The sequence below is a fragment of the Actinomadura atramentaria DSM 43919 genome (assembly GCF_000381885.1).
GTDB classification, from domain to species: domain Bacteria; phylum Actinomycetota; class Actinomycetes; order Streptosporangiales; family Streptosporangiaceae; genus Spirillospora; species Spirillospora atramentaria.
The window spans coordinates 105,222-129,552 of sequence record NZ_KB907214.1 but is presented as its reverse complement, the minus strand read 5'-3'; the positions used below and the strand labels follow the sequence as shown (position 1 = coordinate 129,552).

Sequence of the window (24,331 nt, the reverse complement as noted above, 5' to 3'; positions counted from 1 at the left end):
CCTCCCGGTGCTGCCGGGCGGGTGGGCCGCGATGTCGCGGCCTGGGGCTGTCTGCCCCGTCCCGGCACGCAGGCGATCAGCGCCGCGCGCCCGCCGAGCCGGCAACCGGCCGGTCTCGGGCCGCCAAGATGTTTTCCGAGGGACGAGGAAAAGATCTGTGGCCGGGCCGGGATGAGCGAAGCGAAAGGGCGGTTGCGGGAGCGGCCAGCGTGGCGCAGACTGCGCAGCCGGGACACAGGGGGGACAGACCCGCCGACACCAACGGAACACACCGGCAGCTCCGCATCGGGGGATCACATGCGCGAGAGCCGCAGCGCGCCGCGCCGCCCCACGTGCCCGACGCCGAACGCCCGAACGTTCAACGCCGGCGACGGCGACCGGTCACCACCACGCCGCGCCCACCCGCCGGTGAACGCGTCCACGCCGCGCACCGCAACAACGTCCACCGTCACCTGCGGCCCGGCACGCGCGCGCCGGTCGTCCCCGGCCATCGCCCGACGCCGACCGTCGATCGGTGCCCGGAAACGGTTAGCGGCGTCGATGGCGCGGTTCGACCGGTCGATGCTCGCCGCCATCCGAACGCCGTGCCGGACGGCGCCTCCTCCAACGCAAGCTGCGTCAGCCGATACGGGAACCGCGTCCGGAACGCCCGGGTGCCCGACGGCGGTCGGCCTGCCCCGACTCAGAGGTCGAGCGGCCGACGCTCCACCGGACGCCACGACGGGGACGGCTCGACGACGCGAAAACCCGAACGGACGACGGTTCCTCGCCGAACCGGCCGCTGCCGGGACCGTTCACACCGCGCAGCCGCACGGCACCATCACCACCACCCCGACCTCGGCACCCGCCCGCGTCGCCCGCACGTACTCCCCGCACAACGGACACGACCCGCCCACGGCCACACCGACGCCGGGCTCCCCAGCGACGAACCCACCTTCACCCACAGCGCGGCGAACAACGACCGGAGACAACGGCGACGACGGCGACGACGGCGACGACGGCGACGACGGCGACGACGGCGACGGAGAGAAGGACATGACGGCAACCGTAGCAAGATCACCCGCAGCCAGGACCGCGCTCGGCGATCGTGAACCGGACGGCGGACGGCCGGGTACCCCCGAGCGACCAGGCGGGTGAACGGCCGCGATCGCCGTCCCTCGCGGCTTGCGAACCGTGAGGGGCAGCGCGGCGCCGTCGCCGGTCAATCGTCGGCCGATGGCTGCGGAGACTCCTTCGGCGGAAGCTCGTGGAAGGGGCGCGGTGGCGGCGCGGGGAGCGGTTCGGGGCGGCCGACGATGCTGTCGTACATCGCCTGGTACATCTTCTTGAGCGTCGCGCGGATGAAGCGGCGTTGCTGGCGGTTGGCGTCCCAGTAGGCCGGATGCTTCTTCATGGCGCGGTCGAGCAGCAGGTGCAGTTGCCGGTTCTCGACCAGCGGCGCGCACGTCGCGCAGGCGGTCCACGGGTCTTCGAAGCGGTGCCGCGTCCCGTCGGGCATCAGCATGGTGAAGCCGTGCTTCTGCGGGAAGAGCACGATGGGCTCGGTCGCAGCGCAGAAGTCGCACAGGGCTTCGGCGGGGACGGGGCTCTCGGTGGGGTCGTAGGACGGGGACATGTGCTTCCTTTCCTGAAGGATCGCGACTCCTGGAGGATCGCGACGGACGTGAAGCCGACACGGCTGCGCGCGCCTGCCTGGCATAGGCAGCGGCGCGCGCTGGCCGGGTGGTCGGCGTGAGCCCGGACCGGGCGGGCGCCGGCCGCGGGCGGGCGGCGTTCGCGAGGCTCACGACGCCGGACCACCCGGTCGGCTGCCGTCCGTCGAGTGGTCCGTCGCCTCAGCAGTGCCGGTTCGGGGTGGGCCGCCGAGTGGCGGCGGCCTCCAGGCAGTCGCCGGACAGAGCGCACGAGCGGACGCGGTCGACCGCACGTCGTACCGTCAGGACGAGCCGTTCCTCGCGGCGTACGACTCGACGTCGTCGTCGTGACCGGGCTCGCTCGCCCACGCGTACCCGCACGAGCACGTCCGGCGGTCGTCGCCCCCGGGGTTGTCGGTGAGCTGGGGTGCGCTGTCTGTCGGCGTCGTTCGCCGAAGCCCGTCCGAGGGCCGATCCGAGGGCTGATCTGAGGGGCGCGGGGCGAACGACCAGCGGGTGTTGAGCTGCGAGTCGGTGTACGGCCGGAGCATCGGGGCGGCGACGTGCCGCCACCACACGGTGAGGGGCAGGTGCAGGGGACTGCGGAGCGGTCGGACGTCCAGGACGTCGGGAACGTCGAAAGCCGAGCTCTGTTGGAGTGCGAGGTTCCAGGGAGGGGTGGGGCGACGGCCGTAGAAGCGGTCCACCCAGGTGACGTCGAAGCTCTGCTCGGCGGGAGCGGGAGGTGGCGTCGCCTCCGGCTGTGAACTCCAGTACCGGTGCAGGGACCTGGCCGCCAGGCCGCGCAGGAGGTCGGCGGCGGTGCTGGCCTCGCGCGAACGGAATCCGGTGGTGCGAAGATCGGGCAGGCCGAAGCGGGCCAGGCCCCAGGTTCGCGCGCTCATGGTCGGTTTCGAACCGGTGGTGTGCGGGTCGCGGGTGAGGACGATCGAGATCCAGTCGTCGGCGGTGGTGAAGTCTTCGGCCTCGTGGTCGGGCCGGTCGGGGACCAGGACGCGGGCGCAGGGATCGGCCGGCACGCCGCCGGTGGCGTCGGCCAGCAGGCGGGCGATCAGCCGCGCGCACTGCGCTGTACGCCGTCTTCCGCGTGGGGCGACGTCGTCGGAGTCCGGGGTGGTGTGCAGGAGGTAGTGGTGCTGCGCCGCCATCGCGGCCCGGCGCAGGCGATGGGGGTCGGCGTAGGTGGAAAGCGCAGGACCGGGGTCCGCTTGGTCGGCGGGCAGGCGGTGGAGGACGACGCGGCCGGCGCGCAGCAGGGCCAGCGCGTCGCCCGCGAGCGGATGCCCTTCCGCGCCCAGCGCGTCGAGCCGGACGGCGAGCTGATCGAGGGTCGAGATCGCCGCAGTCGAGGCGGCGACCAGGAACACCTCGCCGGAGAGGCTGGTCCAGGTGTCGGGTGCGAGGTCGTGCATGGCGGCTCCGTTCAGGAAAAGGTCGAGGACGTCCATCGGCGGATCGGTGGACGCCGTGATGGGCGGGATCAGCGCTGGGCGTAGGTGATGCGGTAGCTGTGTTCGGAGAGGGCGATCACCATGAGGTCGGCTCCGGCGGCGAGTTGCGCGCGGATCTCCGCCAGGAGCCCGGAGTCGTGGAGTTCGAGGTACTCGGTGAAGTCGCCTCCGGGGAGTCCGGTCTCGGTCCAGCGCCGCGACCAGCTCTCGTCGGCCGGGTCGAAGCCGTCGGCGTAGACCGGCGGCTTGCGGTCGGGGCTGGCGTTGGTGGACAGCAGGTAGACGCCGTTGTCGCGGACGAGCTGCAGGCACGGTCCCGCATCGACGTCCATGCCGGGCTGCATGGGGTGCGGCTGAATCCATCGGGTGACGCGGCGGGCTGCGGTGACGGAGTCCTCGGCGGCTTCCAGCACGGCGGGCAGGTCGAATACGAGCTTGACGGTCGGGGTGAGCAAGGCGGCTCCTGATGGTGAGCGTCGGGAGGGGCGCCGACCCGGGGGTCGGCGGGAGCCGTCTCGCGCAGGTGCCGACCGCGGTGAGCGCCAGGTGGAGCGCCCGCAGCGCGAGGAACGAGCGCGCGGACGAACGACCTGGCGCGGCGGGCGGTGCCTGCGAGGCTCAACCGCCGACCCCGGCGCTCCCGGACGCGCTGCCCGAGCCGTCGGCTGGGCGTTGCTTGCCCACTGCCTCCGGCGCTCCTGGAAGCATGCTGGGGGCCGACGTTTGTGGACGAAACAGTTCTCCAGCGGCACGGTCACTACGGTGTGGACTTCCATGAGTTCCGGTAGTCGAGGAGGTTTACCTGCGGCTGGGCGAGCTGCATGGGCCGGGCGGGCGATGGTGGAATGGGAAGAGCTGATGCGCAGCCTGCGGGTCGTAACCGCCGGGCGGATGCTTACGACGCTGCAGGTGCCCGAGTCGCGCTGGACGACTGCATCGCCCACTCCGATGAGCCCAGCGGCGAGGGCGAACAGATCGTGAGCGCCCAACAGCCGTGACGATGTGGAGGGATAGGTCGGCGGCCGCGCGCTGCGAAAAGTGGGAAGATGTCGTCCGTTGACCTGCCCGAATGCGATATCGGGTTTTCGTCGATGCACAGAACGCCGTGAACGCCGATGCAGGAGGCTCTCGACGCGCTACCGTCCTGTCGTCTCGTCTGCTGCGCGGGTCGCTAGCGCCGCACAGCACCGGCCGGATTCATGCGGCGCATCAACCGCCCGGCTGGGACGAGAAAGGAGGGCGCCGATGTGCGTCCACCGGCGTAGGGCTGTCTGGCAGCTGGTGATCGGGTCTGGCCGGACCGGAGGGCTGAGTATCCGGTTCCGCTGGACGCGCGGCTCCAGGGCCTGATGCGCGGAACGGCCTCCACCCGAACCTGGGCTATCAAGTGATCGGGGCGGAGGCCGTTTCGCATTCAGTCGGCCCTGCTCGGAGCAGACGAGCTACCGGCTAACGGACCACAGCCTAGTGCCAGGGCGGACTTAGGTTTCGGGTTGTCAACAGTTTCCTCCAAGGCGAAAGGCGCCGTACCAGGGGTGAACGCGGACGCACACACGGTCTGGCCATCGAGTCCGGGTCCGGCCGCCGCGTCCCAGAGCGATCGTCCACGTGGGCCAGTCACCTTCGCACGTCTCGCAATCCAGTACGGCAACGGGTGCGAGCCTCGGTGATGTCGGCCAGCTATGCGGAAACCGCTGGCTCCACAAGTCAGCCCTTCATGTTGGTCGCGTCGAACGCGGCTTGGAGGACCGCCTGTCCGCCGTAGGTCTCGACGGTGGCGACGCCGATCCGGGTCCAACGGATCGGCTGGAGCACCGGCGAAGGTTCACCGGGCGGACAGGGCGTGCATGCCTCGGGTGCGCCTCGGGCGTCGCGGGGTTGCGAGCCGGGCGGTGTGGTGTTCATGCGGTTCTCCGTTCGTTGGTCAGTGCGGCGAGGGTGTGGACGAGGGTGAGCAGTTCGTCGTGGGTGAGTCGGGAGATGGTCAGTTCGGCCAGGTCGTGGTCGGTGCCGGACTGCCGGAACGCGATGGCTGTGCCGATTCCTTCCAGGTCGTGGGCGGTGGCGGTGTCGTAGGCGGGCGGTCGGCCGTGCTCGTCGCGGTCGGACCAGGACAGCCCGCTGTTCGGGGGCCGTCGAGCGTTCGCCGCGCGGCGTGAAGGGTGTGTCTGCGGCGGGTCCGCAGTGCGGTGTCGCGCCATTTCAGGGCGGCTAGGCGGGCGGCGTGTTGGCGGACGGTCGGCAGGAGGCGCCGGACGATCTGGTCGGCCATCTGTTTCGGTGTCTTGAGCAGCGTGAAGTGGATCACCGGCTGGGCGAGCCCGTACTCCCAGGGGCGGCGCCGCCCGGTGGGCTCGTGGATGCCGCGCACGGAGACGCGGGTGTCTCCGAGCAGGACCCGCAACTGCACGCGGGGGTCGCGGTCGTGATCGCGGTGTTCGTGCAGTTCCCAGCGGTCGGGCTGGCCGTGCTGGTCGTTGGCGAGCGTCCAGTGGCCGGGCAGGGATTCGGTGACCTCCAGCAGCAGCGTCCACTGCTCGGCCGGGTTCAGCGTCGTCGTCCCGACGTCCCAGCCCGACGTCCCAGCCCGGCGTCAGCGGACCGCCGATCGGTGATCGGGGTGGACGGCGTGCTGCAGGTGGGGCAGTAGATCTCCAGGCCGATCGCGGCCCAGCCGTCGCGTTCGGCGTCGGCGACGGCGTCGCCCTCGGAGTAGGCGTCGCAGGCGCTGTCGTGCACGCTTGCGCACCGGTCGCAGGCGACTTCGAACACGAGCCAGGTCTTGAAGCTCACGCGACCCACCTCCTGAGACGTCGGTGCTCGGCCCGCGCGGGGAGCGGCCGCGCGCGGCGTCGCCTGCGCCGCATCGGCCAGAGAGCGCCGGGTGCGGCGTGCAGCGCCGTCTCGAACTCCGCCGTCAGGGAACGGGCCTGGTAGAGGAGTTCGTCCAGCGCGAACGCGGCGTTGGCCGCGGTGCCTCCCGGTTCGGGGTTCGTGAAGTTCCTGGCGTCAACGGTCAGGGACGCCAGCCGTGGCACGCCGGGCAGATCCAGGGTGACCAGCGCGTCGAACTCGTCGGCGATGGGCCACACGCCCACGTCCTGGACGACGTGGCGGTACCCGTCGGGGATGGCGTTGCAGACATCGCCGTGGAACGCGACGACGTCTTGGACGTACTCGATCGCGAACGGGCAGTCGTCCTCGTCGTAGCCGTCGGCGGCCAAGGCGGCGAGTGTCAGGTCCCGCAGTTCGGCGTCGCCGAGCGGGAGCCGCGCGGCCCGGCGAAGTTCAGGGACGGACGGGTCGGCGGGACGGCGGACAGGGAAGAAGCGCATGACGGAACGGTCCTTTGAACGGGTCCTTCGACAGCGGACGGGGAATCGGAGAGACGGCGAGAAGACCGCCCGGTGCCGCGCGGGAGCCCGGCACCGGGCGGAATCACGGCCGGGAACCGGCCGCGGGGCGGCTCACCACAGCAACTTGGCGTTCTGCCGGTGCTGCTCGGCCGGGATGACGGTGTCGACATCGCCGCAGGTGTTGAACTCGGTCGCGCTGGCACGGCAGGCGACGCGGGCGCGCTGCCGGTCCGGGGCGTACCAGACGTGGCGGCGCCACCAGCGCGGCGTCGTCGGAAGACGACGCTCGCGGCCAGGCGGCGGGTCGAGTTCCCGCAGGCGGCGCGGACGGTCTTTACGGGTGCGGCTCATGTGCGGCTCCTTCGGGGCGCGGGCTGCGTCAACGCGCACCGCTCAGCGCGCCGGGCGGGCCGGGTCAAGGCGGGGCCCCCTCCGGGGTGCCTTGACCCGGCCCGCCCGGTGTGCACCCTCGCGGACGTTGATGCAGCCCGCGCCGCAGCCGCCGACCGCGTCCAACCGTTTGCCGTCGGCGGTCCTGCGGGCAAAGCCGCCAACCAGCAGGACTGCGGACGACCGGGCGCTGCGGATCGCGGACGGCGCCCAGAGGCTCGGGCATCCGCCAGCAGTCCTGGACCGCAACAGTGAGCGCCCCTGCGCTCCGAGCGGAGCGCAGGGGCGCTTTTGTCGTTCACAGCGGTGCCAGGGAGGCGATCGTAGGCAACTCGGAAGTAACGAAACGCTTCCGTGTAACAGGTCGCCGGATGGTAAAGCCTCGGTACGCTGAACCGAACCCCACGGTTGAGTGTCAGAGGGTCTTGGTAGAAAATAACTACGCACGGGCGGCCGTCTGCCACTGGAAACAGGGGCACCCGCGAACGCGGCGTCAGCCGGTCGACGTGCTCACAAGGTCGCCACCCACGGGTAGGCGGCCTTTGTGGGTTCCCGCCAGGGATGCATCTTCAGCCCGTAGGACGTCAGATTGTCCTTGCGACGGTAGTGGCGTCCCGCCACCTCGCGGAGGTAACGGGTCTCGGTGTTGCCAAACTCGTCAGGCTCGAACGCCGCGAACGTCGCGGACGCTGACAGATCGGCCAGTTGCAGCAGCTCCTCACGCCTCGGCTGGTCGATCCGCCCCCCACGCGGATCGAGCCACGGCTACGCCACCTGGCAGTCGGGCGCCTCCCGGAGCAGCCGCTCGTACTCCCGAAGCGTTTCCAGCTTGAAGCGGGTGATGTGCGCCAGCGTGTAGGTCAACTGCCGGTTTCGGTCACGCGCGAGCCACGACAAACGTTCCACGAGGTAGCGCATCGTGAGCAGGTATGACCGGTCGTCGTCCATCTCTTCGGTACCAGTCGTGATGTGCCTCTTGCACACCACCACGCTGGAGACGGTGAGCCACTCCTGCTGAGCCATGCTTCGCACGGCGTGCACCCTGAGCGGGTGGCCTTTGAGGTTCCTCCAGTGGAGGTGGTCAGTCGGCCGCCGACCGAGGTCGACGCGGAGCTTGTCCAAGAAAGAGGCCGCATCCGGAAGGTGCTCCTCGTCGATGATCGCAGCCGACATGACGAAGTGGTCGCTCGACTTGGCAGAGCGAGACCGTTGCCCGGCCTCGTCGATGAAGGCGTACGTGCGGTCGGTCATGATTTTCCCGCTGGATTCAGCGCACCATGCGAGAGGCCGGGGAGCCAGGACACCGGTGCCAGGCGGGCGGGCGCGAGGCGCGTCGGACGGCGCTTGTGGCCGCCGCGTGGGGATCGGTCATGGTGTGTTCCTCCTCGGTGAACATGGAGAGTTGGTCGGCGCCTCCGCGCCCCGCATCGCGGGAGGTACCTGCCGCGCCGCTGATCGTCTCACATCTTGAACCGATTCATGCGCTCCGTATTCGCCTGGTTACCAGGTAGTAGCGGGACATCTCGGACGGAACGACCAGTCGCGTAGCAGCGGTCACCGAGTGCACATCCCGCCTACCAGGGGAGATGCCCTGCCCTGCCGTGGACGGTAACGGAAGGTAACGGTCAGATTGGTCGGTAAAAAGTCTCCTGACCTGCCGAAACTCTCACCGAAACGGACACACATCGCAGTCAAGTAGGGACTGTTCGTTACGGGGTGGACCGCCGTGTCGGGGCCGAGGTGCTTGCTATCGGATCGCGGAAGGTCGCCGCATCCGCAGCGGACCTCCCCCTCTTGGCCGGGCCACCGATCGAAACACGGATGCGAAACCGCTGCCGGGCGCCAAGCTCGCTGCCAAGTCTCATTGTTACGCCGCGAGCCGGGTCTGATCGACGAGCTTCGACCACGTGCCCGCGAAACTCTTGCGACGTTTGTCGTCGATCCCCGCGGGGCCGACGCTGAGGAAACGTTCGGTCGTCGGGTAGGGAGTGGTCGGGCATCGAATCATGAGGCGATGGATGTTGAACTCGTCGACTTGGGGCGTGGCCCGATGTGCGCGCGCTAGGTGGTGCAGTTCGCGGATCATGCGGCTCTGTGTTCCTTCGGCGAGGGTGGTGACGCTGCGCCAAGCGCTCCCTTTCTTGCTGGTGATGGGTTGTCCGATTGTCTTGTCGGTTGCGGCGTGGTAGATCCGGCGAACGTCGTAGATCGCCCACGTGCCGTCGCGCAGCATCTCGTCCGCGCACGCGAGGGCTTGCAGGAGTGAATGGTCGCGGGCGAACTGCCAGGCGCTGCCGCGGGCGAACAGGGTGGAGCGGGGATTGAGGGTCACGGACCGTCTTTCCATGACGAGTGCGAGGACGGCGGCGTCGGGGTCACGTCGCCATCGCTCGGCCAGGTATTCGGTGTCGGATATCGCGAAGGGGCAGTAGACGCAGCAACTGCGCGGCCATTCGCCGCCGTATACCTCGTGGAGGTAGCCGAGCGTGTCCTGGCGGGTCCAGCCCCACTCGTGTGCGAGGGGGAACCGTGCCTGCCGGTTGTGGGATGTGTAGGTCGCGTCGCGTGCGATCCGTTTTTCCTCTTCGGCGGAGAAGCCGAGGATATGCTGGTAGGGCTGGTCGCCGAGATGGTCGTGCTTCCACTGGTCCAGCGGGGTAGCTTTGCTTTTTTCACTGCAGGTACGCCGGTTGCGGGCGAACTGCGGAACCGTCCCGTTTCGCAGGAGTTCGTCCTGCAGCCGCCATGGCCCGGTCATATGCATGCGGGCGGGTTGTGCGGAATCGTTCAGGACGACGTAGCCGTCGCCGCGCCGGGGACCGCCGCGCGACAACTGCACGTACCGCACACGGTGGGTGCGCATGAGCGGCAGCATGTACCGCTGCATATGCTCGCCGGTCTCTGCGAATTCGTCCCCGGTCATCGCCGTCATCACGATGAGGTCGCGCAGATCGAATCCGCGTGTTTCGGGCTCAAGAAGAAAACGGGTGAGGATCCCGACGGAATCGACGCCCATTCCGAGCGACAGCACGACGTCGCCCATCGACGTCACCTACCTTTCGTCTTGGGTCGCGGGAAGCGGCGCAGGCCGCAGCCGGGAAGGTCCGGCTGCGGTCTGCGGTCTGGCGGATGGTTCAGAACGGCGGCTTGACACCGTTGTTCGCGTATCCGGTGTTCGTTGCGGTACCGGCCGGGACGGGGGCGTGGGCCGGGTTCCACGGTCCGGCAGGCGACCCCGGCGAGGCCGGGGATGCCCACGGGTCGGCGGGCGCGCCGGTGTCGGCGGGGGAGGGCTGGCCGAAGGACCCGTCGGGGCCGGTGGGCGCACCGTGCGATCCGGGTGCGGGTGCGGTGGTGCGCTGGATCTTGGTGATGGTGGCGGTGGCGCGGCGCAGGGTCGGGCCGACGACGTCGGCTTCGATCTCGTACACGGTGCGGCGTTCGCCCTCGCGGGTCTCGTAGGAGCGTTGCTTGAGCCGGCCGCGGACGATCACCTCCGTGCCGCGCAGCAGGCTTTCGGCGCAGTGTTCGCCCTGCGTTCCCCACACGTTGCAGGTGAGGAAGAGCGTCGCGCCGTCCTTCCACTCGCCGGTGGCCCGGTCGGGGTAGCGGGGGGTGGAGGCGACGCGGAAGTTGGCCACGGACCTGCCGGTGGAGGTGAACCGCAGGATGGGGTCGTCCACGAGGTTGCCGACCAGTGTGATCTCGGTGTTCATGGGCGTTGGTCCTTTCGGGGATAGGTGGTGGTGTGGGAGTGCGGGGCGGTGCGCCAGTGCCGGATGAGGGCGGCGACGGCGCGCGGGAGGTCGTCGACGTCGTCCAGGAACGTGACCGGCCCGGTTCGGCGGAGGAGGAAGGCGCGGTCGGCGTAGGCGACGGGCGCCCAGCCGAGGGAACTGCGGGCGATGCCGCCGAGCACATCGCCGGCCTGGCGGCTGAGGCCCGGCGGGCGGGCACTGGTGAGGCCGAGCCGGGCCAGGAACGTCGGGCTCGGCTGCCCGCGAACCGGTAGCAGGACCGCGAGGACGTCCCGGTCGTCGGCGGAGACGACGCCGGTCGCGACCAACCGGTCGGCCAGAGTGAGGCGTTGGGTCGCGGCGCTGCGGGCGGGGCGGGAGCGGGACGTCATCGCCCTGCCTCCCGCGCGAGGTTGCGCAACTGCGCGGCGATCACCCCGGCGTCGCCACCGGCCGCCAGGTAGGTGAGCTGGGCGTGCATCCCGTCGTTGTTGACCGCGGCGGCCTCGGCGGACTTGGCGTCGCAGACCAACTCGTCCAGATCGTGGGCCGTCAGGCCGGTTTCGGCGGCGACGTCGAGCAGGTAGGCGACGGCATCGGTCATCCCGCTCATCGGGCACCCTCCCGGCTCGCCGTCGCTGATCGGGCTCACGACTGCGTCTCCTCACCGGCCGGGCGCGCCGTGGCGCTGCGGTCGGGTCGGCAGGTGTGCGCGGCGAGGTCGTCAAGGACGGTGTCCAGGCCGCTGCCGTCGTAGAAGGTGATGCGCGCTTGGCAGCGACGGCAGCGAGCCCGTGGGAGCGGGCTGTTGTCGGGGCCCAGTTCGAAGACGAACTGGCTGGGATCCAGCGCCACGAGCAGGGCGGGGACGTCGTGGACCAGGACCTGCAGCCGTCGACGTCCGGCTTCGCTGCGGGGATGGAGCTGGATGACCAGCGGATCGGCGGCTGCCAGCCCGCTCTGGGTGACCGCTCTCGGAGCGGGCTGACTGAGCGCGGAATCGGACGCGGGGCGGGGGTTGGTGTCGGCGTTGGTGCCGAGGTACACGAACGCTTCGACGTCGCCACCGTCCAGGTAGAGGAGCCGGGTGCCGTCGTGGCGTTCGAGGTGCTGCACGGTGAGGCCGTCCCGCCCCGCACGCGCCCGCGACAGCGCGTCGGCCAGGAGACGGGCGGAGACCCCGACCTCGCCGGGCGGTTCGACGGCGGCGCGCGGCCGGTCCTGCCCGGAACGCGGTGAGGGGACGGGGTGAAGGTGGCGTCGGGTCATGGGCGATCCCTTTCGTGGTGGGGGAGAACAAGGGCCCCGCCCGGCGCACGGCCGGACGGGGCGAAGGCGAAGCAATCGGCGAGCCACAGCCCGTGGGGTAACCGCAGGTCAGGGGCGGGCGGCGGCCAGGTGGAGGGCCTGGAGCGCGCGGGACTCCATGTCGTGGGCGGCGTCGGCGTCGGGGAGGGTCTGGGCGGTCGCGGTGACGGCGTGCATGACGCCGCCCGCGGTGAGGTCGGCGCCCTGGATGAAGTGGGCGAAGACGGCGTTCTGCTGGTCCTCGGTGAACCGCAGCCGGGTCGAGACCGACTTGATGGTCTTCTCGGGCTCCTCGATCCGGAAGCCAGCCTTGGCCTGGATGTCGGCGACGACGCGGTGGACGTAGGCGGGGTCCAGGAACCGGGCGACGGCGTCGCGGGTCTCGGAGGTGATCAGCTCCAGGTTCGCCGCAGAGGTCTGCGCGCTCCAGTCCACGGTGCCCTCGGCCAGCCGCTTGCCCAGGTGGACCGAGCGGTGCGCGTCGGCGGTGATGGTGTAGCCGTTGTTGCAGATCTCCACCACCAGCCGCGGCGTGATCGTCGCCGCCCCGGCCCCGACCTCGGAGTTGCGGATCACGAACCCGCCCCAGACGGTGGGGTTGTCCGCGCCCCGCGCGCCGGAGAACGGGCTGACGTAGTCGTGGAGCAGTGCGGGCGCCATGACCCGCACGGCCGGGGAGTAGATCCGCACGTACATGTGCGAGTCGGTCAGGTCGCAGCCCTGGATCTGGATCGGCACGCCGGCCCGGTCGATGCCGTCGAGCGCGGCGGTCAGCACGTCCAGGTGGTCGATGGTCTTGTAGCTGTCGCTCAGCAGCGCCCGCGCGATCCCGGACGTCGGCTCCGCGCCGCTGCGGGACCGGCCGGTGCCGCGCAGGCACCGCACCAGGTACGCCTGACCGGGGTTCGCGCGCTCCAGCCAGCCGTTGACGTTGGCGTCCCACAGCGGCAGCGCTTCAGCCCGGCACTTGCGCAGGTACGGGGCGTTGATGCCCAGCTTGGCGGCGATGCCCTGCTCGAACACCGCCGTCGGCTGGTAGAGGCCGTCGCTGGTGGAGACGCCCGTGGGCGTCAGGATCGGCTCGGTCCCGGCGATCACGAGCTGCCCGTGCTCGGCGTGCAGCGTGCTCGCCGGGGCGACGATGTCGAGCTTGCGGCCCTGCTGGTCGCGCAGCACCGACACCAGGTCGGTGAGATCGGCGTGCCGCGCCGTGGACGCGATGGCGGATGCGGTCATGAACGGTCCTTCCGGTCCGGGGAAGAACGGAGGGTCCGTTCTCCCGGTGGAAGAACTCGGCGGCGTCGGCCGCCCGCGGGCCGTCACACCCGGCGGCCCGGGCGGGACAAGATGCTTTTCCGACGCAGGAGGAAAAGGATCTCTGAACCGCCCCGGAGCGAGCGCAGCGAGAGCCCGGGTTGACGGAACGCCAGGCCGGCGCCACAACCCACCCACCGGGAGGACGAGACCCGCACCGGCACGAGGTCCGGCCATGGGGCATCCGGCCATGGGACACCGCAGAACCGTGGGACTTCCGGCATACAGCCGCCGGGCGGTTGCGTGGCGGTTCGAGACCGGTGGTGATTGGCGCGAATCCAAGGCTTGGTTGCGGTAGAGACCGCTACGCCATCGACCACGGGGCCTATGGGCCCGCAGGAACCAGCAGAAGCCGATCCTTCTAGGGGCGTGTCATTGTGGTTGCGCGCTCAAGGAGTTGGCGGGCTTTCGGGTTCTTGCGGTGATGCCCCAAAGCTTGCTTCATGTTGTTGAAGCGGTCGTCGCATCGTCCGGAACTCACGTGGGGATAATCGTCCAGCATGCGTTCCCAGTCGGCGCATGCGGCTTCGAGGTGCCCGATTTCGAGTTTGCGTTCGGCGAGGGCTCCGAGGTGTCGGACGCGGGCGCGGCGGTAGATATGGTCGCGAAGGAGGTCGGCTTGCTCCATCGCGCTGATGGATGCAGCTTTTTCGCCGATGGCGTAGCGGACTTGCGCGATGTGGTAATTCATTGATGCGGGATCGTAGCTGCCGAGGGCCTTGGTCTGGGATTCGGCTTTCTCCATGGCGGTCTCGGCTTCACGCAGGTGCGTCAAAGCCTGGCGACGGTGGCCGTTGGCCGCCTGTGCGTGAGCGAGTTGTCCTGCGAGGAAGGCTTTCATGCGCGGGCCGGCTTCGGGTGAGGCTCCCCACGCGCCGTCCGCCAGGTCGAGAGCATCGGTGGAATGGCCGAGGTCTACCGCCATCACGCTCATGCCTCGCAACGTTGTGGCGTACGTGAGGTGGTCGTCGGCCGCCGCCGCCAATTGAAGGGCTTTGAGGTAATACCGCTGAGCGAGTTGGTCGGCGCGTTCGTCCATCGCCATGTAGCCGGTCAGGTAGCAGTGATCGGCGGCGGCTGACAGCAGGTCGCGGCGGACGCTTTCGCTCGCGTTGGCTTGCAGCAGCGGGGCGATGGTGTTGACGAGGAACGCGGCGGCCATGGGCCGGACGGTTCGGCCGCCGAACTGGTCGTCGAGGCTGGACAGGTGGTCGGTCATCATTCGGACGGCGTCGACGTCGGTAGCGCCGATCGTGGTTTGCGAATTCGTCGCCGCCAGTGCGAAGCGGCCCTGGATGTCGCTCCAGCCTGGGATGGCCAGGGCTGCCGAGTACAGGCCGGCGGTGAGTATCGCGCGTCGGGAAGGGTCCATGTCCGCGCCCCCCAGGGTGATGAGTCCGGTCAGGATATCCGCGTCCCACACCGGTTCCCGAAGACGTCCCGTGAATGCGGGGTCGTCTCGTTCTTCGGGTTCGAGCCCGGCCTCGTAGAGGGTGATGGGACGGTGAAGGCGGCGGGAGAAAGCCTCGCACACCAGGGACCGTGCGCGGCGGCGCGGCATGGTGCCGGCGAGCCAGTGACTGACGGCGGAGTCGTCGTAGTTCAACGCGAGCCCGGCGTTCCGGCCGAGGTGATTGACGGCGCGGGCGAGGTCGCCGTTGCGCCAGCGGGCCTCGTCGAGCAGCCGGGCCAGCGATGAGTTGGGGGCGCGGGAGTTCGATGCCATCGCGGTCCTCCACGGTCGGCCTTCGTCGACTTTCAATACTTTCAAGACGCGGGCCGGGCGGCCCCCTTTTCCCGTGAGCGGCTGCGGCGTTCACTCAGGAACGACACCTCGCCGGTCGTGAACCGGTCAGGACGTTCGAAGATTCCGTTTTCCGTGTCGTCGTCAGGAGCCGCCGTGTCATCGAAACCAGCACCATCCGCCGCGAAGCCGTTCGCGTTCGAAGACGGGAGGGACGAGCAGCGGAAGGTCGGAGTGTGGGTGATCGGTGCGCGCGGATCGGTGGCCGTCACGACGGTTGTCGGCGCGTTGGCCCTCGGCGCGAGCTTGGCGGACATGACCGGGTGCGTAACCGCGCTCCCGCCGTTCGCGGGCGCCGACCTGCCGGAGATGCGCGATCTGGTGTTCGGCGGGCACGACGTGGAGGCGACTTCGCTGGTCGAGCGCGCTGATCGCCTCGTTCGCGGCGGGGTGGTCCCTGCGCCCCTGCTCGCGGAGCGCGTCATGACCGGGCTGAACCGCGTCGAACGCGCGGTCCGTCCCGCGCCGTCGGGGCCCGCTGAGCAGCGCGTGCTGCAGGTGCGCGAGGACCTGGCCCAGTTCAGGGACGTTGAGGGCGTGGACCGGATCGTGGTGGTGAACCTCGCCTCGACGGAGGCGCCGGTCGCGCCGCACCCCGCCCATGCCGAGCCCGAGGCGTTGCTGGCAGCGGTGCGGGCGGATCAGCCGGTGGTTCCCGACAGCACGCTGTTCGCGCTGGCCGCCGTGCTGGAAGGCTGCGCGTACGTCAACTTCACGCCATCGACGGGCGCGTCGTTGCCCGCTGTGGAGACCCTGGCCCGCCGCCGCGGCGTGCCGTTGGGCGGCCGGGACGGCAAGACCGGCGAGACGCTGGTCAAGAGCGCTCTCGGGCCGATGTTCGCCCGGCGGAACCTGCGGGTGACGTCATGGTCGGGGACGAACCTGCTGGGCGGCGGAGACGGCGCGACACTGCAGGAGTCAGGGCCTGCGGAGTCGAAGTCGACCAGCAAGCAGCACGTCCTGGCTGGCACGCTGGGCTATCTCCCGCCCGGTCAGGTACACATCGACAACCTCCCCGTGCTTGGTGATCGCAAGACCGCCTGGGACCTGATGACGTTCGCCGGCTTCCTCGGAGTCGGCGGCCGACTGCAGTTCACCTGGGAGGGCGTCGACTCGGCGCTCGCCGCGCCCTTGGTGCTGGACCTGGTCCGGCTCACCGCTCGCGCACTGGACGTCGGGGCCAGCGGAACGCTGGAAGAACTGGCGTTCTTCTTCAAGGACCCCGCCGGTGACGGCCCGCCGCACGACCTGGCCGCGCAGTGGAATCTGCTCAGCGACTTCGCCACCAACCTGTCCTCCGTCAGGACGAGCGCGAGCCACGCCACCGCGGCCACCGGCTCGCCCGCCCGCGCGCGCTGAGCCGCCTCCCCGCCGGTCGGTCTGCCACCGGAAAGAACCGCTGCTTCGTTGAAGGGAGTTCGTCATGAACATCGTCTGCGCCCCGGCGTCGGCGCGCCGCGCCGACCAGTCGTTCGAGGTCGTCGAACGGAAAGGCCAGGGCCATCCCGACACGCTGGCCGACGCGTTGGCCGAGCACCTGTCGCGCGTCTACGCGCGCTACACGCTCGACGCCTTCGGCGCCGTGCTGCACCACCAGTTCGACAAGGTCGGGATTCTGGGGGGCCGGGTCCGTGTCGACTTCGGCTCTGGCGAGCTGCTGTCTCCCGTGCGGGTGCTGCTGAACGGCCGCGCGTCGGCGTCCTACGCCGGTACGGCGATCCCGGTGCGTGACCTGCTCACCGACGCATGCCGGAGCTTCTTCGCCGACCGCTTCGCCATGCTCGACCTCGACCGGGACCTGCGATTGATCTACGAGGTCTCCACCGGGGACTCCCCGGGCGGGATCGGCGCCAAGGACACCGCCTCCAACCGGCGCTCGCGGTGGTTCAACCCGGCCGGCATCGACGACCTGCCCGAGCTGCGACGGCTGGCGTGCAACGACACCTCCTCCGGCGCGGCGTACGGCCCGTTCACCCCGACCGAGCGGTTCGTGCTGGACGTCGAGAAGGTGCTCGCCGGAGCCGCCCGGCCGCCGTGGCTGGGCAGTGACGTGAAGGTGATGGCATGCAGAACGGGGCGCCGCGTCGAGGTGACCGCGTGCGTTCCCCAGCTCGCGCGGCACGTGCCCGACCTGGACGCCTATCGCGCGAATCTGGACTGGGCGCGGGACCGCCTCGCTGAGCACGCGGCACGGCTGCTGCCCGATCACGAAACGCTGATCCACCTCAACATGCGCGACGACTACGACCGGCCCGAGCTGTACCTGACGCTGACGGGTTCGTCGATCGAGACGGGCGATGAGGGTTTGGTCGGGCGCGGGAACCGGTACGGCGGTCTGATCTCGGCCGGGCGGCCCTTCACCATGGAGGGAATCAGCGGCAAGAACCCCGTCTATCACACGGGCAAGGTGTACTGCATCGGCGCCGATCTGGTCGTGCAGGCGGTTGCGGAAAGCTACGGCCTGGGCGCGGAAGTCGTGATCATCGGCCAGACCGGGCAGCTCATCACCGACCCGCACGCGGTCCTGGTCACCGTCGAACCTGGCCGAGGGGCGATCCCGGACGCCGACGAACTGCGGTCGCTGATCACCGACCGGCTCAAGATGATCCCCGACACGCTCGACGGGCTGCTGAGCGGCGCGTTCGCCCTGCACTGATCCGCTCAGGTTCCAACGACGTCAACGACGAGGTCTCGATGACGAACATCAATCCGGACCCTGCGCGGCGGTGCCGTCCATCGGTAGGGCGATCGTGGTGGGAACGGTCGGTCGACCAGGCAACGGCGGGCTACGACGTCCCGCTCCCGGCGTTCGCGCGGGGGGCGGGAGCCGCCGGCTTCGCCGCGCTGGAGGTGGCCGCCCACCACGTGGCCGCTGCGGAACGGACGCTGGGTACCGGCCCGCTGCAGCATCTCCTTGATGCGGCCGGGGTGCGGATCGCCCGCATCTCCTGCGGCACGGGCGTCCCCGCCGACCTCACCGTACCGGCGGCGGCGTGGCCCCAGGCGCTGCGGCGCTGGAACTCCACCTGCGCGCTGGCCGCCCGCTATCGCCACCACCGGGCTGAGTTGACCGTGTTCGTGCCCCGCCCCGCCTCGCCCGGGGCTGGGCTCGACGCCGCCACCTTGACCAGGCGGGCGCTGGAGTTGGCTCGCGCCGCCGCCGCACACGGGATCGCGCTGCACGTGGAGATCCACGACCCGTTCCACCTGGCCAGGGCCGGGTGGCTCTGGGAATCCTGGCGGGCGGCCGAACCTGCGGCGACGCCGAAGCTGCTGGTCGACACTGCGACCTACGCGGTGGTCTTCGACGACCCGGCGACCGCGATCGGTGCCCTGCCCGTCGGCTCGGTGGGATGGGTGCAGGTCGCCGACGTGGTGTTCGACGCCGCGCAAGGCCCGCCTCGGCGCGTCCTGCCGGGAACCGGCCAGACGGACTGGGCCGGTGTGCTGCACGCCTGTGCCGCGGTCGGGTATCACTCGGCGTTGTCGGTCGAGGTCCCGTGCGCTGCGGTTCCACGGTCGGCGGCCCGAACGGCGACTGGAGGGTCGCTGCGCGGCGACTCGCCGCAGCCGCACATGGAAAGCGACGTGACCGCCGAGCTGCTGCGCCGCGCCGCCGCCGCGCTGACCGCCGTGCTGCACTCGGTCGATACCGGACTTGAAACGGACGATGCGGTATGAACTGGAGATCGGGTCGTCCACCGGGGGTTCGAACGGCGCTGTGGGTGGCGCGGGAATGCTTCGGGTTGCCCGCCGCCCGCGGTGAACTGATGGCGCAAGGCGCCACCGCGAACGGCATGGCCGTGGTCGGAGACGTGCGCGACCCGCGCCGCTGGGTGCTGCGCAACCACCACCGCGACCCCCGGCTGGACCGTGTGCGGTTCCTGGCGGACTTCGCCGACGACGCCCGCCGCGTCGGCGTGCCGTTCGCCCCGGTGCTACGCGACCTCGACGGGCACGGCGCCGTCGCCGTCGGCGGGCAGGTGTGGACCGCGACCGGCTTCGTCGCCGGCCGCTCCTGCTCCGCCGAGCCATCGGACTTGTCGGCGGCCGGGACCGCCCTCGCCGCCCTGCACCGCCACGCGCTCACCGGGGACATCCGGCCGGTTCCCGGCGATCTGGCGTGGAACGCGTGGTTGGATTTCCCCGACAGCATGTGGGCCGCCGTCACCGATCTCACAGGCATCGCCGACCGGCCGGTGCTGGCGCGCTACCGGCCTCATGTCGCGGCGCTCGGCGAGTACCTGGCGAACCGGCCGGTGGACCGCGATCGGCTGCCCGAAGCCTGGACCCACGGTGACTTCCACGGCGGGAACCTGCTGGTGCATGGCCCGCGGATGGCCGCGATCGTGGACCTGGACGGTGTCGACCGGCGCCCCCGGATCTGGGACGTGGCGTACGCCTGCCTGATGCTCGGCCGTCACGGGCCGGGGGACTACCGGCTCCGCCCGGACGCGCTCGCGACCCTTCTGGCGGCCTACCGGAACATGGCCGCGCCGCTCGGCCTCGCCGAGCTTCACGCGCTGTGGCCGTGCATGGTCGCCTCGCAGCTCCCCGACCCCCGCCACCTGCACGCGTTGCGCCGTGCCGGCCGTCCGATCATGCAAGCGCTCCACCGCCCGCTCGCCGCACTGGCTGTGCTGACCGATCCGGCGCGCGCCGAACTGCTCAACGGATTGCTCGGCGAACTGCTCAACGCGGCGACGGCCCGGCATGCCGACCGGATCGAAGGGAGAACGGCGTGATCGGCGTGCGAGTCATGGCGCCTCCGGCTCTCGCCGCCGCGCTGACCAGGGACTGCTCTCCCTGGGTGACCATGCCGCCAGCACCTCGCACCTCCGCTACCGTCGACCCCGGCATCGCCGGTTTCGACTCCCGTGTCCTGGTCCCCTCCGGTTCGGTTGAAGACGATGACGTCTCGCATGGACCTGAGTGGACGTTGATCATCGCCGAAAGCGCTCCTTGCGATGATTGGTTCCCGGTGCCTGAGACCGTCCCCGAGGACGGTGAAGTGCCACGCGTGCTCTACGTGCATCCGACCGACCGGATGCTGTGGCTGCGGCAGCACCCGGGCACCGGCGATCAGCAGGTCGTGCGATCCGCGATGCGGCTGGTCCGCGCGCTCCTGCGCCGTCAATTGCAGGCGGCGGGAGCGGTGTTCCTCCCGGCGGCGGCGCTCGCGTTCACCGTCCGCACGGGGAGTCGGCGATGCATCACGCTGATCGGTCCCAGCAGATCGGGAAAGACCAGCTTGCTGCTGGCGCTGCTGGACCTAGCCCGGCAATGCGCTCGGCGGGCGGCGTTGATCAGCAATGACGACAGCACGTTTCACCTCACCGGCTGCCGACCGGCCTGCCAAGACCACGGCGCACCGGCGCTCGACCCAACACGCGGGGCGGGCAGCGTGATCTGCCGCGGCTGGCCCCGGGGCATCGAGGTCCGCGTCGACATGATCGGCCCTTTGGGCGGTGCCGGCCGTCGCGTGCGATCGGCGGGCTCGACCTCGACCGCCACCCTCGGCAGCATCTACCTGCGGCCCGAGTCCGCCGCCGCGATCACCGAGGCGGACCTGGCCGCCGCCGCCCACCCGAACGTCCTGATCTTTCCCTCCTTCACCGGACCCGACCGTGCAGGGGACATCGAGCTTCTGACGCCCCGGCAGGTCGTCGAACGGCTCAGCGGCCTCCAGCAGCTCCCCGACCCGATCGAACGCTGGCTCGACCCGTTCTTCCTCATCCCAGCCGAAGCACCACCACCGACGGCAGCCGCGACTCACCCGGGCACGCTTCCTCCCGCCACCGCGACGTCCGGCGCCCAACGCGTCGTGAATGCGTTGGCCGCGCTTCCCGCGCTGCAGGTCCGCGCGCCCGCATCCGACGTGCTCGCCACCGCCGCAGCGCTGATCGGCCGCATCGACGGGCTCGACGCCCCGCACGGACCAGGCACTGCCGACACCGTCCCGCCGTTCAAGGACCCGCGATGACCCCACCCGCACGCCTGGGCCCGCCGCCCCAGTCCGCACCCGAGAACACGCCGCAGATCAGCATCGACGCCGCAGCCACCGCGTTCAGCGACGCGACGGGCGAGGACGCACAGCGAATCGACGCCCTGACCGTCGGATTCGGCCACCTTGCGTGGAAGGTCGCCTCACCGTCCGGCCACTACCTGCTCAAAACCGGCATCCGCCGCGTCAGCCCCGCCGACATGCACCGCCAGATCACCGCCCAGCAACTCGCGGCCGCCGGAGGCGTCACCGTCCCGCAGGTCGTCGCCGCCGACGACGCCGCCGAGCGCAACGCGCTCGGCAGGCCCTACTACGTGCAGACCTGGCTCACCGGCCACGATGCCGCGGCGGTGCTGCCCGACGATCCCGCCCAGCGCGCCGATCTGGCTGAGCGCATTGGACGCGCAGTCGCCGGAATGCACACCGTCACCGGGCCCCGCTTCGCCGAGGACGCCGCCGGATACCGCAGCTACCCGTCGTGGACGGCCGCGTGCCGCTCGCGGCTGGCCAAGGTCGTCGACGACAATCGCACCGCCTCGATCCTCGACGACCGACGCCTGGACGCCATGGCGGCCAGGCTCAAGACCCTGATCGACGGTCTGCCCGACGGCATCCGCCCGGCGCTGACGCACCGCGACCTGTACCTGCCCAACCTCATCGACCGCGGCCCCCACCAGGAGGTCGGAATCATCGACTTCGAGGCGGCGGCTTTCTACGACCCGCTCTGGGACCTCGTTAAACCGGGAATGTGGATCTTCGAGCGGCACCCCGACCTGCAAGCGCCGTTCCTGGAGGGCTACCAGGCGGTCCGTCGGCTCCCTGACGACACCGTCGCCCGCCTCTCCCTCTACCGCGGCATCGAATACCTGGCCGGAGTCCCGTACTTCGGTCGCAGATGGCCCGACCCGGCCATGCTCGCCGCCTTCCAAGCCCGCATCGACGCCTGGCCTGATCCCTCATGACCTCGCAACCCGCAGCGCGTACCGCAGCGCCTTCCCCGACAACGGTCGGCAGCGCTTCCGCCAGCCAGCCCGCCGACGACCGTCCCGTCGCCCTGATTACCGGCGGCAGCGGCGACATCGGCGCCGCGGCCATCGAACGCCTTCTCCTCGACGGCTACCGGATCGCGGCCACCTACCATCGCAACGCCGACCGTGCCGCCGCACTGCAACGCCGCCTCGACCCCAACGGCGACCGTCTGACCTTCTACCGACTCGACCTCGTACCCCGCAACGTCCGCGAGGCCGCCGCGCGAACCGACGGCGGCGCTGCGGATGACCAGGACGACGATGTCGAGGCGGTCGTCGCCGCGGCCGTCTCCCGCTTCGGGCGGCTGGACGCCCTGGTCCACTGCGCCGCGATCATCGACACCACCCCGCTGTGGCAGGCGACCGCCGCCCAGATCGACACCGTCCTGCACGCCGGGATCACCGCGCCGCTTCTGCTCGTCCGCGCAGCCGCTAGCCTCACGACGCAGCCGTCCCTCGTCTCCGAGGACCCCCCGCACGAAACGCGTCGCGGCTCGCTGCGGAGCGTCGTCGTGGTGACATCCGTCGCCGAGCGTTTCATCGGCCCCGACTCGGCGGCGTACCACGCTTCCAAGGCCGCCCTCGCGGCGATCACCCGGTACCTGGCCTGCCACCTGGCACCGGGCATCCGCGTCAACGCGGTCGCGCCCGGCGCGATCGACTCCGGCCCCAACGCCGCCGATCCCCACTGGCCGCGCCGGATGCTCAGCGCCCGGATTCCCGCCGCCCGGCCCGGCACCCCCGCCGACGTCGCCGACGCCATCGCCTACCTGGTCAGCCCCCACGCTGCCTACGTCACCGGCCACACGCTCTACGTCGACGGCGGCTTGTCCGCCAGCCTCACACCGCCACCGGCAAGGGCACGCTCCGCGACTGCCGACGAAAGGAACGCATCCCGATGACCGATTCGCCCGCCCGCGCCGACGCGCCGCTCGACCCGATCCAGCCGAGCGCGGGGTCGCGTTCGCAGCGCGCGGCCGAGCGTCTGCGCGACCTGGTGCCCGGCGGTGCTCACGCCTACAGCAAAACCGCAGCTCAGTGGCCGTCGACCGCCCCGGCCATGCTGTCGCACGGACGCGGCGCCTGGGTCTGGGATCTCGACGGCGTCCGCTACCTCGACTGGTTCGCGGGCCTGTCCTCGGTGCCGCTCGGCCACGCCCACCCTGCCGTCACCGCCGCGGTCACCCGCGCCCTGGAACGCGGGACCAACTTTCAACTCCCCGCCCACGCCGAACTGCGCGCCGCCGGACTGTTCCTGGACGCGACCGGCGACGAGATGGTCAAGTTCGGGAAGAACGCCTCCGACGCGGTGGACGGCGCGATCAAACTCGCCCGGCACGCGACCGGCCGCACCACGATCGCCCGAGCCGCCGACCAGCCGTTCTTCTCCACCGGCGACTGGTTCATCGCCACCACCGCCGCCGCCTCGGGCACCCTGCCCGGCGCCGCAGCCCACACTCTCGGCTTTCCCTACAACGACCGGGCCGCGCTCGCGCGCCTGTTCACCGACCACCGAGACGACCTGGCCGCCGTCATCTGCGAACCTGTCCGCTTCGTCCGCCCTGAACCCGAGTTCTTCGCCGACCTCCGCCGCCTGTGCACCGCACACGGAACCGTGCTGATCTTCGACGAGACCGTCACCGGCTTGAAGTACGAGTTCCCCGCCGCCCGCCCGCTGACGGGCATCACACCCGACCTCACCATCTGGGGGAAAGGTATCGCCAACGGACTGCCGCTCTCGGCGCTCACCGGCCGCGCCGACCTCATGCGACAGGCCGACACAACGCGCCCCCCCAAGCCCGGCCGCGCCGGCCTGCTGATGATGTCGAGCACCCACGGAGGCGAAGCCGCGTCCCTGGCCGCGATGACGGCGACCCTGACCGTCATGCGCCGCGAGCAGGCCCTGCTCCGCACCCGCGCCACCGGAACCGCCCTGCGTAACACACTGGACGACGCCCTGACCGCCGCCGACGTCCAAGACCACCTCACGTTGACCGGCTACCCGGTCTTCCTCGGCCTGCACGCGCGCGGCAACGAACACATCACCGACCACGAGCTGCGCGCGCTGTTCATCCAGGAAGTCGTGCGCCGTGCCTGCCTGTTTCGCGGCATCTTCTACGCCACCCATGCCCACGTCCGCGACCACGTCGACCTCACCGCGGACGCCGTCGCAGCGGCCGCAACGACCTGCGCGCGCGCCCTCGCCCACGGTCCCGACGGACTCCTTGAACGCCCACCGCCGCGTCGTGTCCTATGAACCGGAAGCCGTTCGCCCCGCCGCAGC

The 24,331-nt window shown here is 70.6% G+C and carries 25 protein-coding genes; 8 read left to right on the top strand and 17 right to left on the bottom strand.

Features of this window, described 5'->3' with window-relative positions:
- Positions 1-293: 293 nt before the first annotated feature.
- The 17 genes from G339_RS0118095 to G339_RS39465 all read right to left on the bottom strand — a co-directional run bounded on the left by G339_RS0118095 (position 294) and on the right by G339_RS39465 (position 15,272).
- Positions 294-491, bottom strand: coding sequence for a hypothetical protein (locus tag G339_RS0118095; RefSeq protein WP_157407848.1), 198 nt, complete (start codon positions 489-491; stop codon positions 294-296).
- A 710-nt stretch (positions 492-1,201) separates the two neighbouring features.
- Positions 1,202-1,615: a hypothetical protein gene (locus G339_RS0118085; RefSeq protein WP_019632490.1), complete on the bottom strand. Its 414-nt coding sequence runs from the start codon at positions 1,613-1,615 to the stop codon at positions 1,202-1,204.
- Between the two features lie 321 nt (positions 1,616-1,936).
- On the bottom strand, positions 1,937-3,067 hold the full coding sequence (locus G339_RS0118080; protein ID WP_157407846.1) for a hypothetical protein: 1,131 nt from the start codon (positions 3,065-3,067) through the stop codon (positions 1,937-1,939).
- 68 nt (positions 3,068-3,135) lie between these two features.
- Complete coding sequence (locus G339_RS39470) at positions 3,136-3,561, bottom strand: DUF3085 domain-containing protein (protein ID WP_019632488.1); 426 nt, start codon at positions 3,559-3,561, stop codon at positions 3,136-3,138.
- A 1,446-nt stretch (positions 3,562-5,007) separates the two neighbouring features.
- Positions 5,008-5,307, bottom strand: coding sequence for a hypothetical protein (locus tag G339_RS0118065; protein WP_019632486.1), 300 nt, complete (start codon positions 5,305-5,307; stop codon positions 5,008-5,010).
- Positions 5,308-5,653: 346 nt separating this feature from the next.
- A complete protein-coding gene (locus G339_RS38945) occupies positions 5,654-5,899 on the bottom strand; it encodes a hypothetical protein (protein ID WP_157407844.1) in 246 nt (81 codons plus the stop codon).
- A complete protein-coding gene (locus G339_RS0118055) occupies positions 5,896-6,441 on the bottom strand; it encodes a hypothetical protein (RefSeq protein ID WP_019632484.1) in 546 nt (181 codons plus the stop codon). The genes G339_RS38945 and G339_RS0118055 overlap by 4 nt, the downstream gene beginning before the upstream one ends.
- 132 nt (positions 6,442-6,573) lie before the next feature.
- Positions 6,574-6,813 carry a hypothetical protein gene (locus G339_RS0118050; protein WP_019632483.1) on the bottom strand — a complete coding sequence of 80 codons (240 nt, stop codon included), beginning with the start codon at positions 6,811-6,813 and terminating at the stop codon, positions 6,574-6,576.
- 804 nt (positions 6,814-7,617) lie between these two features.
- Positions 7,618-8,103, bottom strand: a complete 486-nt coding sequence (locus G339_RS0118045; protein WP_019632482.1) for a DUF3800 domain-containing protein — start codon at positions 8,101-8,103, stop codon at positions 7,618-7,620.
- A gap of 616 nt (positions 8,104-8,719) precedes the next feature.
- Positions 8,720-9,895, bottom strand: a complete 1,176-nt coding sequence (locus G339_RS0118040) for a hypothetical protein (protein ID WP_033323558.1) — start codon at positions 9,893-9,895, stop codon at positions 8,720-8,722.
- Between the two features lie 91 nt (positions 9,896-9,986).
- A complete protein-coding gene (locus G339_RS37925; RefSeq protein ID WP_019632480.1) occupies positions 9,987-10,568 on the bottom strand; it encodes a single-stranded DNA-binding protein in 582 nt (193 codons plus the stop codon).
- Positions 10,565-10,981: a hypothetical protein gene (locus G339_RS0118030; protein WP_019632479.1), complete on the bottom strand. Its 417-nt coding sequence runs from the start codon at positions 10,979-10,981 to the stop codon at positions 10,565-10,567. Before G339_RS0118030 ends, G339_RS37925 begins: the two co-directional genes overlap by 4 nt.
- Entirely contained in the window at positions 10,978-11,241 is a 264-nt protein-coding gene (locus G339_RS0118025) for a hypothetical protein (protein ID WP_157407843.1), read from the bottom strand. The genes G339_RS0118030 and G339_RS0118025 overlap by 4 nt, the downstream gene beginning before the upstream one ends.
- The gene (locus G339_RS0118020) at positions 11,238-11,858 is read right to left on the bottom strand and encodes a hypothetical protein (protein ID WP_019632477.1); all 621 of its coding nucleotides are present in this window, start codon (positions 11,856-11,858) and stop codon (positions 11,238-11,240) included. Before G339_RS0118020 ends, G339_RS0118025 begins: the two co-directional genes overlap by 4 nt.
- A gap of 108 nt (positions 11,859-11,966) precedes the next feature.
- Entirely contained in the window at positions 11,967-13,133 is a 1,167-nt protein-coding gene (locus G339_RS0118015) for a hypothetical protein (RefSeq protein ID WP_019632476.1), read from the bottom strand.
- A gap of 439 nt (positions 13,134-13,572) precedes the next feature.
- Positions 13,573-14,937: an NsdA family TPR-like regulatory protein gene (locus G339_RS0118010; protein WP_019632475.1), complete on the bottom strand. Its 1,365-nt coding sequence runs from the start codon at positions 14,935-14,937 to the stop codon at positions 13,573-13,575.
- Between the two features lie 41 nt (positions 14,938-14,978).
- Positions 14,979-15,272 (bottom strand): hypothetical protein, encoded by a 294-nt coding sequence (locus G339_RS39465; protein WP_169514758.1) that lies wholly within the window; start codon positions 15,270-15,272, stop codon positions 14,979-14,981.
- On the opposite strand from G339_RS39465, the gene G339_RS0118005 reads away from it, so the two are divergent.
- The 8 genes from G339_RS0118005 to G339_RS34200 all read left to right on the top strand — a co-directional run bounded on the left by G339_RS0118005 (position 15,190) and on the right by G339_RS34200 (position 24,304).
- Positions 15,190-16,374 (top strand): inositol-3-phosphate synthase, encoded by a 1,185-nt coding sequence (locus G339_RS0118005; protein WP_019632474.1) that lies wholly within the window; start codon positions 15,190-15,192, stop codon positions 16,372-16,374. The genes G339_RS39465 and G339_RS0118005 overlap by 83 nt on opposite strands.
- A 64-nt stretch (positions 16,375-16,438) precedes the next feature.
- Positions 16,439-17,671 carry a methionine adenosyltransferase gene (locus tag G339_RS34215; RefSeq protein WP_019632473.1) on the top strand — a complete coding sequence of 411 codons (1,233 nt, stop codon included), beginning with the start codon at positions 16,439-16,441 and terminating at the stop codon, positions 17,669-17,671.
- Between the two features lie 38 nt (positions 17,672-17,709).
- Positions 17,710-18,696, top strand: coding sequence for a sugar phosphate isomerase/epimerase family protein (locus G339_RS0117995; protein WP_019632472.1), 987 nt, complete (start codon positions 17,710-17,712; stop codon positions 18,694-18,696).
- Positions 18,697-18,812: 116 nt separating this feature from the next.
- Positions 18,813-19,760 carry a phosphotransferase enzyme family protein gene (locus G339_RS34210; RefSeq protein ID WP_169514760.1) on the top strand — a complete coding sequence of 316 codons (948 nt, stop codon included), beginning with the start codon at positions 18,813-18,815 and terminating at the stop codon, positions 19,758-19,760.
- Positions 19,757-20,998 (top strand): hypothetical protein, encoded by a 1,242-nt coding sequence (locus tag G339_RS0117985; RefSeq protein ID WP_019632470.1) that lies wholly within the window; start codon positions 19,757-19,759, stop codon positions 20,996-20,998. Before G339_RS34210 ends, G339_RS0117985 begins: the two co-directional genes overlap by 4 nt.
- Complete coding sequence (locus tag G339_RS0117980) at positions 20,995-21,981, top strand: phosphotransferase family protein (RefSeq protein ID WP_019632469.1); 987 nt, start codon at positions 20,995-20,997, stop codon at positions 21,979-21,981. The genes G339_RS0117985 and G339_RS0117980 overlap by 4 nt, the downstream gene beginning before the upstream one ends.
- Entirely contained in the window at positions 21,978-22,949 is a 972-nt protein-coding gene (locus G339_RS36870) for an SDR family NAD(P)-dependent oxidoreductase (protein ID WP_019632468.1), read from the top strand. Before G339_RS0117980 ends, G339_RS36870 begins: the two co-directional genes overlap by 4 nt.
- On the top strand, positions 22,946-24,304 hold the full coding sequence (locus G339_RS34200) for an aminotransferase class III-fold pyridoxal phosphate-dependent enzyme (RefSeq protein WP_019632467.1): 1,359 nt from the start codon (positions 22,946-22,948) through the stop codon (positions 24,302-24,304). Before G339_RS36870 ends, G339_RS34200 begins: the two co-directional genes overlap by 4 nt.
- Positions 24,305-24,331: the final 27 nt, after the last annotated feature.

Coding starts and splice junctions, on each gene's coding strand:
- G339_RS39465 (WP_169514758.1), bottom strand. CDS start 15,272: ATGTCCGCCAAGCTCGCGCCGAGGGCCAACGCGCCGACAACCGTCGTG.
- G339_RS37925 (WP_019632480.1), bottom strand. CDS start 10,568: ATGAACACCGAGATCACACTGGTCGGCAACCTCGTGGACGACCCCATC.
- G339_RS0118015 (WP_019632476.1), bottom strand. CDS start 13,133: ATGACCGCATCCGCCATCGCGTCCACGGCGCGGCACGCCGATCTCACC.
- G339_RS0117995 (WP_019632472.1), top strand. CDS start 17,710: ATGACGAACATCAATCCGGACCCTGCGCGGCGGTGCCGTCCATCGGTA.
- G339_RS0118045 (WP_019632482.1), bottom strand. CDS start 8,103: ATGACCGACCGCACGTACGCCTTCATCGACGAGGCCGGGCAACGGTCT.
- G339_RS0118040 (WP_033323558.1), bottom strand. CDS start 9,895: ATGGGCGACGTCGTGCTGTCGCTCGGAATGGGCGTCGATTCCGTCGGG.
- G339_RS0117980 (WP_019632469.1), top strand. CDS start 20,995: ATGACCCCACCCGCACGCCTGGGCCCGCCGCCCCAGTCCGCACCCGAG.
- G339_RS0118055 (WP_019632484.1), bottom strand. CDS start 6,441: ATGCGCTTCTTCCCTGTCCGCCGTCCCGCCGACCCGTCCGTCCCTGAA.
- G339_RS0118080 (WP_157407846.1), bottom strand. CDS start 3,067: ATGCACGACCTCGCACCCGACACCTGGACCAGCCTCTCCGGCGAGGTG.
- G339_RS34215 (WP_019632473.1), top strand. CDS start 16,439: ATGAACATCGTCTGCGCCCCGGCGTCGGCGCGCCGCGCCGACCAGTCG.
- G339_RS36870 (WP_019632468.1), top strand. CDS start 21,978: ATGACCTCGCAACCCGCAGCGCGTACCGCAGCGCCTTCCCCGACAACG.
- G339_RS0118010 (WP_019632475.1), bottom strand. CDS start 14,937: ATGGCATCGAACTCCCGCGCCCCCAACTCATCGCTGGCCCGGCTGCTC.
- G339_RS34200 (WP_019632467.1), top strand. CDS start 22,946: ATGACCGATTCGCCCGCCCGCGCCGACGCGCCGCTCGACCCGATCCAG.
- G339_RS34210 (WP_169514760.1), top strand. CDS start 18,813: ATGGCCGTGGTCGGAGACGTGCGCGACCCGCGCCGCTGGGTGCTGCGC.
- G339_RS0118020 (WP_019632477.1), bottom strand. CDS start 11,858: ATGACCCGACGCCACCTTCACCCCGTCCCCTCACCGCGTTCCGGGCAG.
- G339_RS0118030 (WP_019632479.1), bottom strand. CDS start 10,981: ATGACGTCCCGCTCCCGCCCCGCCCGCAGCGCCGCGACCCAACGCCTC.
- G339_RS0118085 (WP_019632490.1), bottom strand. CDS start 1,615: ATGTCCCCGTCCTACGACCCCACCGAGAGCCCCGTCCCCGCCGAAGCC.
- G339_RS0118050 (WP_019632483.1), bottom strand. CDS start 6,813: ATGAGCCGCACCCGTAAAGACCGTCCGCGCCGCCTGCGGGAACTCGAC.
- G339_RS0118095 (WP_157407848.1), bottom strand. CDS start 491: ATGGCCGGGGACGACCGGCGCGCGCGTGCCGGGCCGCAGGTGACGGTG.
- G339_RS0118065 (WP_019632486.1), bottom strand. CDS start 5,307: ATGGCGCGACACCGCACTGCGGACCCGCCGCAGACACACCCTTCACGC.